Annotated in this window: 13 protein-coding genes and 1 rRNA gene; all 14 read right to left on the reverse strand. The window is 69.4% G+C overall.

Annotated features, from left to right (window positions below; all coding sequences use genetic code 11):
• Positions 1-300: 300 nt before the first annotated feature.
• Positions 301-831, reverse strand: a complete 531-nt coding sequence (locus tag VGB24_RS17595; RefSeq protein ID WP_331074257.1) for an OmpH family outer membrane protein — start codon at positions 829-831, stop codon at positions 301-303.
• 31 nt (positions 832-862) lie between these two features.
• Positions 863-3,328, reverse strand: a complete 2,466-nt coding sequence (bamA, locus tag VGB24_RS17600; protein ID WP_331074258.1) for an outer membrane protein assembly factor BamA — start codon at positions 3,326-3,328, stop codon at positions 863-865.
• Between the two features lie 9 nt (positions 3,329-3,337).
• Positions 3,338-5,827 carry an ATP-dependent Clp protease ATP-binding subunit gene (locus VGB24_RS17605; protein WP_331074259.1) on the reverse strand — a complete coding sequence of 830 codons (2,490 nt, stop codon included), beginning with the start codon at positions 5,825-5,827 and terminating at the stop codon, positions 3,338-3,340.
• 58 nt (positions 5,828-5,885) lie between these two features.
• Entirely contained in the window at positions 5,886-6,983 is a 1,098-nt protein-coding gene (locus tag VGB24_RS17610) for a protein arginine kinase (RefSeq protein WP_331074260.1), read from the reverse strand.
• A complete protein-coding gene (locus VGB24_RS17615; RefSeq protein WP_331074261.1) occupies positions 6,984-7,484 on the reverse strand; it encodes a UvrB/UvrC motif-containing protein in 501 nt (166 codons plus the stop codon). It abuts the gene before it with no gap.
• 15 nt (positions 7,485-7,499) lie between these two features.
• A complete protein-coding gene (locus VGB24_RS17620) occupies positions 7,500-8,327 on the reverse strand; it encodes an ABC transporter ATP-binding protein (RefSeq protein WP_331074262.1) in 828 nt (275 codons plus the stop codon).
• Positions 8,320-9,558, reverse strand: a complete 1,239-nt coding sequence (locus VGB24_RS17625) for an ABC transporter permease (RefSeq protein WP_331074263.1) — start codon at positions 9,556-9,558, stop codon at positions 8,320-8,322. The genes VGB24_RS17620 and VGB24_RS17625 overlap by 8 nt, the downstream gene beginning before the upstream one ends.
• Positions 9,555-11,108 (reverse strand): lysine--tRNA ligase, encoded by a 1,554-nt coding sequence (gene lysS / locus VGB24_RS17630; protein WP_331074264.1) that lies wholly within the window; start codon positions 11,106-11,108, stop codon positions 9,555-9,557. Before lysS ends, VGB24_RS17625 begins: the two co-directional genes overlap by 4 nt.
• Positions 11,098-12,214, reverse strand: a protein-coding gene (gene prfB, locus VGB24_RS17635) for a peptide chain release factor 2 (RefSeq protein ID WP_333783672.1) whose coding sequence is annotated in 2 segments (ribosomal slippage) — positions 11,098-12,156 and positions 12,158-12,214 — 1,116 coding nt in all. Because the reading frame shifts where the segments join, the coding sequence is not laid out codon by codon here. The genes lysS and prfB overlap by 11 nt, the downstream gene beginning before the upstream one ends.
• 230 nt (positions 12,215-12,444) lie before the next feature.
• The gene (locus tag VGB24_RS17640; RefSeq protein ID WP_331074265.1) at positions 12,445-13,035 is read right to left on the reverse strand and encodes a zinc-ribbon domain-containing protein; all 591 of its coding nucleotides are present in this window, start codon (positions 13,033-13,035) and stop codon (positions 12,445-12,447) included.
• On the reverse strand, positions 13,032-14,033 hold the full coding sequence (locus tag VGB24_RS17645) for a diguanylate cyclase (RefSeq protein WP_331074266.1): 1,002 nt from the start codon (positions 14,031-14,033) through the stop codon (positions 13,032-13,034). Before VGB24_RS17645 ends, VGB24_RS17640 begins: the two co-directional genes overlap by 4 nt.
• Positions 14,034-14,099: 66 nt before the next feature.
• The gene (locus VGB24_RS17650; RefSeq protein ID WP_349263937.1) at positions 14,100-14,279 is read right to left on the reverse strand and encodes a Trm112 family protein; all 180 of its coding nucleotides are present in this window, start codon (positions 14,277-14,279) and stop codon (positions 14,100-14,102) included.
• Positions 14,279-15,199, reverse strand: coding sequence for a GTPase Era (gene era, locus VGB24_RS17655; protein WP_331074268.1), 921 nt, complete (start codon positions 15,197-15,199; stop codon positions 14,279-14,281). Before era ends, VGB24_RS17650 begins: the two co-directional genes overlap by 1 nt.
• A 135-nt stretch (positions 15,200-15,334) precedes the next feature.
• A 5S ribosomal RNA gene (gene rrf / locus VGB24_RS17660) occupies positions 15,335-15,419 on the reverse strand; the annotation flags it as partial.

Here is a 15,419-nt window from a genome sequence, read left to right on the forward strand (position 1 = left end):
GAATCGCGCTTCGACTGGCCACGCGCACTCGACTGCGCGTGCAGTCCGCGAAGGCGGACTTCGGGCCGTCGTTGCCGCGAATTCATTCGCCCCAGCAGAGCCGCGGACGCACTCACGCACTCACGTACTCACGCACTCACGCACTCACGCACGCACTCACGCACTCACGCACTCACGCACTCACGCACTCACGCACTCACGCACTCACGCACTCACGCACTCCCCAACGAAAAAGTGCCCGCGACACGTCGTGTCGCGGGCACCGAAGCTAGCGGGGAGCACCGCCCCCCGCAAAGGGCATCACGGCGTGCGGGGCTGCGGCGTGCCGCCGAGCGCGCGGATCACCTGGTCGGTGACGTCCAGCGCCGGGTCCACCGCCACGATCACGCCCTCGGGCGGGTCCATGATGAACGAGTACCCGCCGGCCGCGCGCACCTGCTCCAGCACGCCGCGGATGCGCTCCATCACCGGGCGAACCAGCTCCTGCTCGCGGCTCTGCAGCTGCTGCTGGATCTGCTGCGCGCGCGCCTGGTACTGCGCGAACTGCTGCTGCATGGTCTGCTGGCGCTGCGTGCGCACCGCCTCGGTCAGCGTGGGCGCCTGCGCGCGGAACTCCGTGTCGGCGCGGCCCAGGCGGGCCTCCAGCGTGTCGATCTCGGCGCGCAGAGGGGAGAACTCGCGCTCCAGCGTGGCGCGCACGTCGGCGAACGCCGGCGTCTCGGCCAGCACGCGGTCGCTGTTCACGTAGCCCATCTTGAGCTGCGCCTGGGCGGGGGCCGCGGCGGCCACCGAAAGGACGGCGGCGATCGCGAACGAAAGAATACGCTTCATTGCTGCTTCCTGTTCAGGGTTGATGACCGGGTCAGAACGACTGGCCCAGCTTGAAGTGGAGCTCCCAGCCCGGATCGGGCCGGTCGAAGCCGTACGCGGCGTCGATGCCGATGGCGCCCAGGAACGGGGTCACCAGCGTTACGCCCACGCCGGCGCTGCGGTACAGCCGCGCCGTGTTGAACTGGCCCACGCCGCCGAACACGTTGCCCGCGTCGCCGAACGCCGACACCGACAGCGCGTCCGTCAGCCGCAGCGCGTACTCGCCGGTGACGGTGAAGAACGCGTCGCCCAGGCAGGTGAGCTCCAGCCGCTGGTTGCACCGCTGGCTGTACCCGCGCGGGCCGATGGACGACTCCTCGTAGCCGCGCAGCGGCTGGCCGAACTGCACGCCGCCCACGTAGAACCGCTCGAACGGCAGCGGGCCCGCGTCGCCGAAGATGGCCCCGGTGCGCGCCTGAATCCCCAGCGCCATGGTCGGGGAGCGCGGGCTGCTGCCCAGGCGGGCCACCGGCACCCACCACTCGGCCTGCGTGGACAGCTTCTGGAAGTTGGCGTCGCCGCCCAGCGGCCCGCCCGTCTGCTCCAGCGTCACCGACTGCCGCGTTCCCGTCGTGGGGAAGAGCGGGTGGTTCTTGGTGTCGCGCGAAACGGAAAGCGAAAGCGTGCTCGCCGTGGCGTTGGGCAGGCAGAACAGGCTGGTGGTCCCCGGCGCGCACTCCTCGTCCTGCGCCTGGTCGTACGACGTCCGCGACAGCGAGTAGCCCAGGAACGCCCGCGTGCGCAGCTGCCCCGGAACCGGAAAGCCGAACTGCAGCGAGGCACCCGTGCGGATGCGCCGGCCGTTGCCGAACTGGATGAAGCGGTCACCCGAGCGGAACACCGACGCGCTGCCGGAGTTGCGCCCGCCGCCGATGGCGGGGTCGGTGTAGCTGGCCTCGAGCGTGCTGCGGCCGGGGCCCAGCTCGGCGCGGAGGTTGGCCGTCTTGCCCTGGCCGAACAAGTTGGGCTGCTGGTACCCCAGGAACCCCGAGAACCCGCTGCGGCGCCCGCCGTACGGCGATCCGCCGAACACCGTGCCGAAGTTCACGCTGCCGGTCTGCTTCTCGGCCACGTTGAACACGATGTCCACCACGCCCAGCTCCGGCCGCGGCTGGATGTCGGGAAGCGGCATGGGCGCCTCGAAGAAGCCCAGCCCCGAGATGGCCTGGTAGCTCTGGATCAGGCGCTGCTCGTTGTACACGTCGCCCGGAACGATCCACAGGCGGTCGCGGATCACGTTCTCGTGCGTGGTGGTGTTGCCCTTGAACGAGATGTTGCGGATGTAGAACGGCTGCTGCTCGGAAACGGACAGCGTCACGTTCACCCGCGGCGCCTGCCCCGCGGCGGCCGGAACCCGCTCCACCGTGGGCACCACCTGCGCGAACAGGTAGCCCTCGTTGCGGTACTGCTGCTCGATCTGCCCGGCCGCCGCGTCGAGCGCGGGGCGGTCGAACACCTCGCCCGCCTCGCGCTGGTTCTGCCCGCCGAAGGGCAGCCCCAGCACCGACCGGCGCTGCGTCAAAAAGGTTTCCCGCAGCGACTCGGAGGGGAACCGCGAGTTGCCCTGCACGTTGAACTCGCCCAGGCGGTACTGCGGCCCCTCGTTCACCGTGACGATCAGCCGCGCCTTGCCCGTGGCGGGGTCCACCACCAGCGAGTCGCCCACCACCGCGAAGTCGATGTACCCCCGCTCGCCGTACAGCCGCGGCAGGTTGGTGCGCAGGTCCTCGTCGAAGGCCTCGCGGTCCCACCGGCCGGGCCGGAACCACCAGAAGCCCTCTTCCTTGGTGCTCATGGCGTCCAGCAGCGCCTCGTCGCTCAGCGCGCTGTTCCCCTCGAAGTCGATGTCGGCCAGGGCCACCAGGTTGCCCTCGCGAACCCGGAAGGTGAGATTCACCGCCCCGTCCGCGGCCGGCGCCAGCGCCGTGTCGACCGACAGCAGCTGCACGCCCTTCTTGGCCAGCATCTGGCGGACGAGCGCGCGCGCCTGGGCCACGGCCTGCGGGTCCAGCGGCGCGTTCTCCTTGAGCCCCGACGAGTCGCGCACGGTGGCGCCCGACACGGTGGTCAGCCCCTCGAAGCGGATCTGCGCCACCAGCGGGCGCTCCACCACCTGCAGCACCAGCGGGCCGCGCCCGGTGTCGGCGCCGCGCACCAGCACCTCGGCCGATTCGTAGTGGCCGGTGGCCATCAGCCGGCGGATGGCGTCCTGCACCAGCGGCGCCGTCATCGTGCTGCCGGCGCGGATCCCCGCCTGGGCGCGCACGGTGGCCTCGGCCACGCGGCGGCTGCCGCGCACCAGCACCGTGTCGACGACGAACCCCGGCCGCGGCGCCTGCTCCGCAGGGCGGGCCGCCGGGGCCGTGGGGTCCTGCGCGTGCGCGGCGGGGGCCGCGCCGCAGAGGGCGAACAAGAGGAGGGCCGCCGAAGCGGCCCCTCCCCGGAAGGTTGAAAACACCGTGGGTTCCTAGACGGTCTGGGTTTTCGACGGGACCCGGAAGGCGAGCGACTGGCGGTCTTCCGCGACCGACACCTCGATCTCGTCGCCCGGGTTGTACTCCGACATGAGGATCTTTTCCGAAAGCGGGTCTTCCAGGTACCGCTGGATGGCCCTGCGCAGGGGGCGCGCGCCGAACTTCTCGTCGTAGCCGTGCTCGACCATGAAGTCGATGGCGTCGTCGTTCAGCTTCAGCGTCAGCTCCTCCTCCTTCAGCCGGTTCTCCACGTCCGCGAGAAGGTTGAAGATGATGGAGCCGATCTGCTCCCGCGTCAGCGGGTGGAACACGATCACGTCGTCCAGCCGGTTGATGAACTCCGGGTTGAACGCGCGCTCGATCTCCTCCTTGACCTTTTCCTCCATGCGGTCGTACTGCGACTGCTGGCTGGGGGCGTGGAAGCCCAGCCCCGGACCCTTCCCGATGTCGCGGGCGCCCAGGTTGGAGGTCATGATCACCACCGTGTTCTTGAAGTCGATCACCCGGCCGTAGTTGTCGGTCAGGTGGCCTTCGTCGAGCACCTGCAGCAGCAGGTTGAACACGTCGGGGTGCGCCTTTTCGATCTCGTCGAGCAGCACCACCGAGTACGGCTTGCGGCGGACGGCCTTGGTCAGCGTTCCCGAGTCCTCGTAGCCCACGTACCCCGGAGGCGCGCCGATCAGCCGCGACACGGAGAACTTCTCCATGTACTCCGACATGTCGACGCGGATCAGGGCGTTGCGGTCGGCGAACAGGAACTCCGCCAGCCCGCGCGCCAGCTCCGTCTTGCCGACGCCCGTGGGGCCGGCGAAGATGAACGAGCCGATGGGGCGCTTGGGGTCCTTGAGCCCCGCCCGGCTGCGGCGGATGGCCTTGGCGATGGTCTGCACCGCCTTGTCCTGCCCCACGATGCGCTGGTGCAGCTCGCCCTCCATGTTCACCAGGCGGGCCGTCTCGGCCTGCTTCAGGCGCGTGACGGGGATTCCCGTCCAGCGGCTGACGATGAACGCCACGTCCTCTTCGCTGAGCGCGGGGCGGTTGGTCTTCCGCTCCTCTTCCCAGCTCTTCTCGCGGTCCTGGATGCGGCGCTGAAGGTCGCGCTCGTAGTCGCGCAGCTCGGCCGCGCGCTCGAAGTCCTGGTCGCGGATGGCGCCGTCCTTCTTCCCCGCCACCTCTTCCAGCTGCTTCTTCAGCTCCTCCACGTCGGGCGGCGGCACCTGCGTCTGCAGGCGCGCGCGGGCCCCGGCCTCGTCGATCACGTCGATGGCCTTGTCCGGCAGGAACCGGTCGGTGATGTAGCGCTCCGACAGCTTCACCGCCGCCTCGATCACGTCGTCCGGAATGCGGATGCGGTGGTGGTCCTCGTAGTGAACGCGCAGCCCGGTGACGATCTGGATGGCCTCGTCGATGGAGGGCGGCTCCACGTTCACCGTCTGGAAGCGGCGCTCCAGCGCGCCGTCCTTTTCGATGTACTTGCGGTACTCGTTCAGCGTGCTCGCGCCCACGCACTGCAGCTCGCCGCGGGCCAGCGCCGGCTTCAGCATGTTGCTGGCGTCGATGGCGCCCTCGGCCGCGCCGGCGCCCACCAGGGTGTGAAGCTCGTCGATGAACAGGATGATGTTCTTGTTCTGGCTGATCTCGTTCATCACCGCCTTGAGCCGCTCCTCGAACTGGCCGCGGTACTTGGTGCCGGCGATGACGGCCGCCATGTCGAGCGAAAGCACCCGGTAGTCGCGCAGCGAGTCGGGGCACTTGTTCTCGGCGATCAGCTGGGCCAGCCCCTCGACGATGGCCGTCTTGCCCACCCCCGGCTCGCCGATGAGCACGGGGTTGTTCTTCTTGCGGCGCGACAGGATCTCCATCACCCGCTCGATCTCTTCCGCGCGGCCGATGGTGGGGTCCAGCTCGTTCTGGCGCGCCAGCTCCGTCAGGTCGCGGCAGAAGTGGTCCAGCGCCGGCGTCTTGCTCTTCTTGTCACCCTTGGCGGGGGTCGCGCCACTGGCGGAGGCCGAGGGCCCGGAGCCGACGGAGGGCGCGGCGTTCGGCTCGCTGCCCAGCAATTTCAGCGTTTCGCGCCGGGCATCCTCCAGGCTCACGCCGAGCTGGGTCAGCACTTCGGCGGCGATGCCCTTTTCCTCGCGCAGCAGCCCCAGCAGCAGGTGCTCGGTGCCCACGTAGCTGTGGTTGAGCTCGCGGGCCTCGGCCATGGCGAACTCCAGCACCTTCTTGGCGCGCGACGTATACGGAAGCTCGCCCAGCGCGATGGTGGCCTTGCCCCGCCGCACCGACTCCTCGACCTTCTCCTGCACCTGCTCCAGGTCGACGTTCAGGTTGTTCAGCACGGCCGCGGCCACGCCCTCGCCCTCGCGGATCAGCCCCAGCAGGATGTGTTCGGTACCGACGTAGTCGTGCTGAAGCCGGATGGCCTCTTCCCTGGCCATGGCCAGGACCTTTCGCACGCGGTCGGTGAAATTGTAGTTCATTGTCGCAGGACCTCAGTTCGGGGCGAGACGGGGCGAACTCCCACGTTCCACGCGCGCATTACGCATGCGTCGCGCCAGATTCCTCCGACGCCAGGATGCCGCGGACGAACGCCGCGCGCCTCACGTCCGGATCGCCCTGGGGCAGGCTTCCATCCACCACGCGCTCGAGGTGGGCCGCCTGGGCAAAGATCATGATCCGGTTCAGCGTCTGTACACGTACGTCTCCGATTAGTTTCAGCCCCACGCCCAGCCGTACGCCGCTCAGAAGGTTCATCACCTCCTCGAACGAAGCCGACCTGGCGTGGCGCAGCAACCCGTACGCGCGCCACACCTTGTCCTCGATCACCACGGGGGCGTCGCGAAGCAGGACGGACCGGGCCTGGGCCTCGTACTGCACTACCTGGTGCACGATGCGCTGCAGGTGGTCGATCAGGTCTTCCTCCGTCTTCCCCAGCGTGGTCTGGTTGCTGATCTGGAAGAAGTTGCCGACCACGTCGCTCCCCTCGCCGTACAGGCCGCGGAAGGTGAGCCCCACCTGGCTGATCCCCTGCAGCACCTTGCCGATCTCCTGCGTCAGCACCAGCCCCGGAAGGTGCATCAGGACGGACGCGCGGAGGCCCGTTCCCACGTTGGTCGGGCAGCTGGTGAGAAAGCCGAACTCGGCGTGAAAGGCGTAGGGAAGCCGCTGGCCCAGCTCGTCGTCCAGCCGCTCCACGTCGCGCCAGGCGTCGCGCAGGCGAAAGCCGCCCACGATGTTCTGCAGGCGCAGGTGGTCTTCCTCGTTCACCATCACGCTCAGCGCCTCGCCGGGCGCCATGATCAGTGCCGTGCTCGTCGGCGCGGGGTGCCCCTCGCCGCCCACCAGCTCGCGGCTGACCAGGTGGCGCTCCAGCAGCAGCTGCCGCTCGCCCCCGCCCAGCTCCGAAACGGTGACGGTTCGCCCCCCGCGCAGCGCCGGGGCGGCGTCGGAGGCGGCCAGGGTCTGGCGCAGCACCTCGCGCCGGTCGGCCGGGTCGGCCCGCGTGCCGAAGCGGAACCCCTGGAGGTTGCGCGCCAGGCGAATGCGGGTGGAAAGCACGATGTCGGCGTTGGGGCCGTCGGCGCGCAGCCAGGCGAGGCCCGCGTCGGCGTCGCCGTCCAGGAAGTCGTTCGGCACCTAGGCCTCCTGGCCGGCTTCGAGCCGGCGGATCTGGTCGCGCAGCCCCGCCGCGCGCTCGAAGTCCTCGGACTCCACGGCGCGCGTCAGGCTGCGGCGCAGGCTGACGATGCGGGCGGTGCGGTCGCTTTCCGAGGGGTGGGGGGGCAGGTACACCTTGCCGCTGTGCTGGGTGCCGCCGTGAAGCTTGCGCAGCAGCCCGCGCAGCGACGCGTCGAACACCGACCAGCAGCGCGGGCATCCCAGCCGCCCCGTCTTCTTGAAGTCGGCCAGCGACAGGCCGCAGGCGGGGCAGGTGCCGGGCTGCGACACCGTCTCGGCCAGCATTCCCTTCCCCATCTGGGCGATGAAGTCGGCCAGCGGCGCGCTGGCGCTGCTTCCCGACGACAGGCCCATCCCCTCGGCGCACACCTCGCACAGGTGGCGGGTGGTCATCTCGTTGTTCTGGATCTGCGTGAGGTGGATGGCCGCCTCGTTCTTGCCGCAGTTTTCACACAGCATTTCGTCCCGCCTCTCTCACGCGGCCGCCCCGGGGGCACCGGGGGCGGCGTCGACCAGCTGCCCGCCCAGCAACCGCAGGACGCGGTCCGCCCGCGCGGCAAGGGCCAGGTCGTGCGTCACCAGCACCATGGCGGCGCCCTCCTCGCGGCAGACGCGGAACAGGTGCTCGTGAAGCCGGTCGCTGGTGGACGGGTCCAGGTTCCCGGAGGGCTCGTCCGCGAGCAGCACCAGCGGACGGTTGGCGAGGGCGCGTGCGACGGCGACGCGCTGCTGCTCGCCGCCGGACAGCTGCGACGGCTTGTGCTCCAGCCGCCCGGACAGACCGACGAGGTCCAGCAGCTCCCTGGCCCGCTCGCGCGCCCTGCCCTCGTCCGTGCCGGCGATCAGCTGCGGCATCATCACGTTCTCCAGCGCGCTGAACTCGCGCAGGAGGTGGTGGAACTGGAAGACGAACCCCACGCGCTTGGCCCGCAGCTCCGCCATCCCCTGCTCGTTGAGCCCGGCGACGGGCACGCCGCCCACCGACACGGTGCCCTGATCGGGCCGGTCCAGCGCGCCCAGTACGTGGAGCAGCGTCGACTTGCCGGAGCCCGACGCGCCGATTACGGACACCATCTCCCCCGGCCGCACGTCCAGGTCTACCCCGTCCAGCACGTGGATGGGCGTTCCGTCGCCCCCCACGTACGACTTGCGCACGCCCCGGGCGCTGATGGACGGCTCCACCCCGTCGAACGAGCGCCGCGGCTCCGCTTCGATCGTCGACTCGGGCAGGGCGGCGGACTCCATCGGCGCCCCGTCACCCACGAACGCCTCCACCGGGCGATCCGGCGATTCGCTACTCATGGCGGATCGCCTCCACCGGATCCAGGCGCGCGGCCTGCCAGGCGGGATACACCGTCGCCAGGAACGAGATCACCACCGTGGCGAGCAGGATGCCCACCAGGTCCACCGGGTTCACCTTCACCGGCAGGTGGCTGACGAAGTAGATCTCGCCGGGGATGCGGATCAGGCGAAAGTGGTCCGTCAACCAGGCCACCAGCACGCCGCCGATCCCGCCGATGGTGGCGCCCACCATGCCGATCACCAGCCCCTGCACCATGAACAGGCGCAGGATGCGGCGCGACGTCATTCCCATCGACTTCAGGATGCCGATCTCCCGCGTCTTGTCGGTCACCACCATCACCAGGGTGGAGACGATGTTGAAGGCGGCGACGATCACGATCAGCAGCAGGATGAGAAACAGGGCCAGCTTCTCCAGCTTGAGCGCGTTGAAGAGCGGCGCGTTCATGGTCATCCAGTTCTCGGTGCGGTACGGGAGGTCCAGCTGGCGGTCGATGGCCCGGGAGATCTCAGCGGCATCCTGTGGGTCCTTCAGCCGCACCTCCAGCCCCGACACCGCCTCGTCCAGCCCCGTAAGGTGCTGCGCGGCGGCAAGGCTGGTGTACGAGAACTTGTTGTCGTACTCCCACATCCCGGTCTTCAGGCCGCCGACGAACTCGAAGAGCTCCATCCGGGGCATGGGCCCCATGGGCGTCATCCGCACGTTGCTGAAGGAGATGACCGTCACCGTGTCGCCGGGAATCAGCCCCAGCCGGCCGGCCAGCCCCACGCCCACGGCGATCGGCGCCAGCCCGCTGCGGGTGGGCCCGAAGCTGACGCGGCTCTGGCTCATCAGCTTGGGAATGTCGGTGACCCCCGAGCCTTCACCGGCCGGGACGATCCCGCGGAGCACCGCCCCCTCCGAATATCCGCCGCGGTTGCGAAGGCCCACTTCGGTGTGGACGAACGGCCCCGCGGCCACCACGCCCTCGATCTTCCGCACGTCCTGCACGGGACCGCGCCAGCCCTGCATCTTCATCCCCTCGCCGTAGGTAAGGACGAAGACGTGCGGATTGACCCCCAGGATGCCGCGCCGCAGCTCGTTTTGCAGCCCGTTCATCACCGCGGTGACGATGATCAGCGCCATCACCCCCACGGCCACGCCGCCGATGGCGATCAGCGTGATCAGCGACAGGAACCTGGTCCCCCGCCGCGAAGAGAGGTAGCGCCTGGCGACGCGCCACTCAAGGCTCATTCGGGCCTCATGGTGGGGAACAGGATCACGTCGCGGATGGACGGCTGGCCGGAAAGGATCATGGTCAGCCGGTCTACCCCCATCCCGAACCCGCCGGTGGGGGGCATGCCGAACTCCATGGCGCGAAGGAAGTCTTCGTCGATGGGCTGCGTCTCCTCGTCACCCGCCAGCGCCAGCCGCTTCTGCGCCTCGAAGCGCTCGCGCTGGTCGATGGGGTCGTTCAATTCGCTGTAGGCGTTGCACAGCTCCTTGCCGGCGACGATCAGCTCGAACCGCTCGGTGAGCGCCTCGTCGCCGCGCTTGGGCTTGGCCAGGGGCGACATCTCGCGCGGATAGTCGGTGATGAAGGTAGGCTGGATGAGCTTCGGCTCCACCAAGGCGCCGAACAGCTCGTCGATCAGCTTGCCGCGCCCCATGGCCTTCACGTCGTCCGCCGAAAAGCCGAGCGTGCGGACGCGGTCGCGAAGCTGGTCGTCGTTGGAGCCCGGAACGTCGACGCCGCCGATCTCCTGCAGCGCCTCGTACATGGTGTAGCGCGCGAAGGGCGCCGCGAACGAGATCTCGTGCCCGCCGAAGGCCACGGGACGGTCGCCGAGCGCCTCGCGGGCCACGTGGCTCAGCAGCTCTTCGGTGAGCCGCATGACGCCCTCGTAGTCCAGGTACGCGGCGTAGAACTCCAGCATGGTGAACTCGGGGTTGTGAAAGCGGCTGAGCCCCTCGTTGCGGAAGTCCTTGCCGATCTCGTACACCCGCTCCATGCCGCCCACGATCAGCCGCTTCAGGTACAGCTCGTCGGCGATGCGCAGGTACAGCTGCATGTCGAGCGCGTTGTGGTGCGTGGTGAAGGGCCGCGCCAGCGCGCCGCCGTACAGCGGCTGCAGGACGGGCGTCTCCACCTCGATGAACCCGCGCTCGTCCAGAAAGCGCCGCAGCGCGCTGACGATCCGCGCCCGCAGGACGAAGGTGTCGCGCACGGCGGGGTTCACCGCCAGGTCGGCGTAGCGCTGGCGGTAGCGCGCCTCCACGTCGGTAAAGCCGGAGTGGACGATGCGCTCCCCCGTCTCCGCGTGCACCTCTTCCTTGCCCAGGGGGAGCGGACGGAGCGCCTTGGCCAGCAGCTGGAAGGACGAGACCTTGAGCGACACCTCGCCGGTGCGCGTGCGGAAGAGCGTGCCCTCGGCGCCCATCCAGTCGCCCAGGTCCACCAGGTCCAGCAGCTCGTACTCCGCGCCCAGGTCGTTGACGCGCAGGTAGAGCTGCACGCGGCCCGTGCGGTCCGCGACGTGGCCGAAGGTGCTCTTGCCCATCACCCGCCGAGAGACGAGACGGCCGGCCACGCGCACGCGCTCGCCCATCTCCTCGGCGCCGTGCGCCTGCTCGTGGGCGTGGAAGAGCGCCAGCGCCTCCGCGGCCCCGTGCGTGGGCTCGTACGAGTAGGCGTACGGCTCCACGCCGCGTTCGCGCAGGCGGGCCAGCTTGGCGACGCGGTCGGCGACGACGCGCTCGTCGGACAGGTGCTCCTCGCCCGGCGTCAGCTCGTCACTGGCCATCGGAGTGCACGGCCCCGAACTGCCGCAGGTAGGCGTGGATGAAGGGCTGCAGGTCGCCATCCATCACCTTCTGGACGTCCGTCAGCTTGAGCTCGGTGCGATGGTCGTTGACCATGGTGTACGGCTGAAAGACGTACGAGCGGATCTGGCTGCCGAAGGCGATGTCGGTCTTGGTGTTCTCGAGCTTGGCCTTTTCCGCCTCCTGCTCCTCGAGCGCGCGCTGGTACAGGCGCGCCTTGAGCATCTTCATGGCGGTCGCGCGGTTCTTGTGCTGCGAGCGCTCCTGCTGGCAGGCCACGACGATGCCCGACGGCAGGTGGCGCAGCCGTACCGCGGACGACGTCTTGTTGACGTGCTGCCCGCCGGCGCCGGACGCGCGATACACGTCCATCTCGATGTCTTCCTCGCGCACCTCGATCTCGATGGTGTCGTCGACCGCGGGGGAGACGAAGACGGAGACGAACGAGGTGTGGCGGCGCGCGGCCGAGTCGAACGGCGAGATGCGCACGAGCCGGTGCACGCCGCGCTCGGCCTTGAGAAAGCCGTACGCGTACTGGCCGCGGATCTCCAGCGTGGCGTCCTTGATTCCCGCCTCTTCGCCCTCCTGCAGGTCCAGCAGCTCCACCTCGAAGCCGTTGCGCTCGCCGAACCGCGTGTACATGCGCAGCAGCATCTGCGCCCAGTCCTGGCTCTCGGTGCCGCCGGCGCCCGGGTGGATGGTGATCAGGGCGTCGCGGTGGTCGTCGGGCTGCTGGAGCATGTTCTTGAGCTCCAGCGCCTCGAGCGCGGGGCCGAGCGCTTCGACCTCGCTCCGTACCTCGGCGCCCATCTCTTCGTCGGCGTCCATCTCCAGCAGGTCGAGCATTTCGCCCAGGTCGTTCACCTTGGCCGACATCTGCTCCCAGGGGCCCACCCAGCCCTTGACCTGGTTGGTGAGGGCGATCAGCTCGCGGGCCTTTTCCTGGTCGTTCCAGAACGACGGTTCGGCCATGCGGGCTTCCAGCGACTTCAGCTGCTCCTGCTTGGCAGCCAGGTCAAAGAAACCTCCCCAGCTCGTCGAGCCGGTTGCGGTACGTGTCCAGTGCGCTACGAAGGTCTTCGGTCATCGGTCGGGTTCCTGGCAACGACAAGGGCCGCCCGGAGGAGCGGCCCCACTGCTGTCTTGTAACCTGCGGGAATGTACGGGTTCCCGGGGAGGAGGGGAAGTGCGTGAGTGCGGAAGTGCGTGAGTGCGGAAGTAGCTGCCGGCGCGCCACGAGCTTCGAGCCGGCGCCCCAGCCGCCGTTCACTCCCGCACTAACGCACTAACGCACTAACGCACTAACGCACTAACGCACTAAAAGAGGTTCTGCCCCTTCGCCAGGATCTCGTTCAGCGCGTCGCGGAAGTGGGGCGTGCCGCGGGCCGTCTCGGCGCCCACCTGGCCCACGTACTCCTCCCAGCTCTTCTTGATTTCTTCCATGAACTCGCGCTTGAGCGTGCCGTCCGCCAGCGCCGTGTCGCGCCGCTCGGGATGGTACGTCACGATGTCCGACACCAGCGCCCGCGCCAAGCGCCGCGCCTTGGCCGTTGGATCGTTGGACCCGAAGCCGAATCCCCCCGACCGGGCCGGCGCGGCCGCGGCTGGAGCGGGCTGCGGAGCGGGCGTCGGAGCCGCTGGAGCCGCGGGGGGAGCCGGGGCCGGCTTGGGCGCAGGCGCGGGCGGAGCGGCGGCCGCGGGCTGCGGGGCCGGCGTCGGTGCAGACGGCGCCGCGGGCTGCGGGGCGGGCGCAGGCGCCGGGGCGGACGGAGCCGCCGACGCCGCGCCGGTGCCGGCAACCTGGAAGACGCCGCGGCAGATGGAGCAGCGGACCCGCACCCCGCCGTCGGGAACCTTCCGCGGATCTACCCGGAAGACGGTGCTGCAGTGCGTGCAGGTGACGTTCATTGCGTGTCGTTCCCGGAAGCGTTCTCGTCGGATGCGGTGGCCGCCGCCAGGGCGCTCTCGCCGCCGTGCCGCCGGTCCACCACGTAGATGGAGCCGGAGAACGTCTTGGCGTACGCCTTCATTTCGGTGGCCAGCTCGCTGATCTGCGCCGTGTGCACGAACGAGCGGTGCTCGTTGGTCACCACGCCGATGGAAAGCGTCATCAGCGGCACCTCGTACCCCTCGCCGCGCCGGTCCTTGCCGAAGAACGAGCCCCGCGCGCGGTCCTCGGGCGTGTAGTGCAGGTCGATCAGCTCGCTGAACACGCTGATCACCTCTTCGCAGCACTTCCGGAAGTCGTCCAGGGGCGCGTTGAAGATGAAGTCGTCGCCGCCGATGTGCCCCACGAACGCCGTCGGCGAGTGCGCCCTCACCACGTCGCGAAGGATGCGCGACAGGATCAGGATCACCCGGTCGCCGTTGTTGTACCCGTACCGGTCGTTGAATTCCTTGAAATGGTCCAGGTCGCAGTAGCAGACCGCGAACTTTTCGCCCGTCTCGAGCCGCCGGGCGATGTCGCGCTCGATCTGCACCGTTCCCGGCAGCAGCGTGGTGGGGTGCACGCTCACGTCGCGCTCCGCCCGCCGCAGCGCCATCCGCAGCCGCAGCGCGCACTCGCGCTCCGACAGCTTGTGGTTCAGCACCTCGTCGGCGCCCGCCTCCAGCGACAGCGCCGCGGGGTCGTCGCCCTCGCCCTGCCCCGTCGCGTAGGCGATCACGGGGACCACGGAGGTGAACGCCTCGTCCTTGAGAGCCCGGCAGACGGCAAGGGCCGCGTCCAGCGGCGGCGTCGCGTCGATCACCAGCGCGGCCGGGTACGAGCGCCCCACCCGCTCCAGCACGTCGCCGCCGTCGGTGGCATCGACGACGGGAAGGCCGCGCTCCGCCGCGAACTCGCTGACCACCCCCGGCGGGGGGCGGCCGTGCGGCGTGAAGTGCAACAGAATGCGCGGCGGCATGACGTCCGGCTACGGGTGTGCAGGGCGAAGGAGGGGGGAGATACTATCCGGCCGCGGCGGCGGCTGTCAAACGCTCCCGGCGGTGTCCAGCGGACGCGCCTCGTCGATCAGCAGGATGGGAATGCCGTCGCGCACCTCGTACCGCAGGCGGTCGGCCGCGCAGACGAGGGATTCCGGGTCCTTCTCGTAGGTCAGCTCGCCCCGGCACTTGGGGCACACCAGCAGGTCCAGCAGCCAGGGCTCGATCACGTGCGTTCTTCCTGTGTGGGAATGGAAAAGCCGAAGCGCTGCAGCTGAAGCGGGTCTCTGCGCCAGCGCGGCAGCACCTTCACCCATAGGTCCAGGTACACCGGCGCGCCGACGAACTCCTCGATCTTTTCGCGCGCCGAGCGGCCGAGCTTCTTGATGGCCGCGCCCCCCTGCCCGATCAGGATGGCCTTCTGCGTCGGGCGCTCGACGTAGATGGTGGCGCGGATGTACAGCGGCGTCGCGGTTTCGCGAAACTCGTCGACTTTCACGGCGATGCTGTACGGAACCTCTTTCTCGAACAGCTCGAACGCCGCCTCGCGCACGAACTCGGCCACGAAGAAGCGGACGGGCTGCGACGAGACGTCGTCTTCGGGGAACAGGTAGGGCGACACGGGCAGGCGCCGGGCGATCTCCTCGCGCAGGCCGCCCACCCCCTCGCCCGTCAGCGCCGACACCTCGACCGGGTCGATGCCGAACCGCTCCTGCGTCCAGTGCTTCACCTGCTCGCTCTGTCCCGGCCGGGCCAGGTCCTGCTTGTTGCTGACGCCGATCAGCCCCTTGGCCCGGGCGAGCAGCTCCAGCACGTCGGGGGAGAACTCGGGGATCCCCGCGGACGCATCCACCAGCAGCAGCACCACGTCGGAGTCGCCGATGACGTCGGTGGCGGCGTGAAGCATGGCCCGGTGAAGCAGGTACCGCGGCTCCACCAGCCCGGGGGTATCGACGAACACCATCTGCACGCCGTCGCGGGTGTCGATGCCCAGCACCTTTTCGCGCGTGGTCTGCGCCAGCGGCGTGACGATGCTGAGCTTCTGCTCCACCAGCCGGTTCATCAGCGACGACTTGCCCGCGTTGGGATAACCCACCAGGGCCACGTAGCCGGCCCGCGTCGTCACCTCGTCGCCGCTCTCATCCATGGGGCCGAATCTAGTCCGGACGAACGAGGCGGCGCAAGTAAATCGGGGCCCCACTGCATGACGACCGCTTCCGTGGAGTAGAACGCCAAACGCCCGCCCTGATCACGAGGATCAGGGCGGGCGTTCGGAATAAAAGGCCGGCGGCGCCGTACTCTCCCACCGGGTGGCCCCGGCAGTACCATCCGCGCAGCGGGTTTTCACTTCCGAGTTCGGGATGGGA

The sequence above is a fragment of the Longimicrobium sp. genome, from assembly GCF_036399935.1.
Taxonomy (GTDB): Bacteria; Gemmatimonadota; Gemmatimonadetes; order Longimicrobiales; family Longimicrobiaceae; genus Longimicrobium.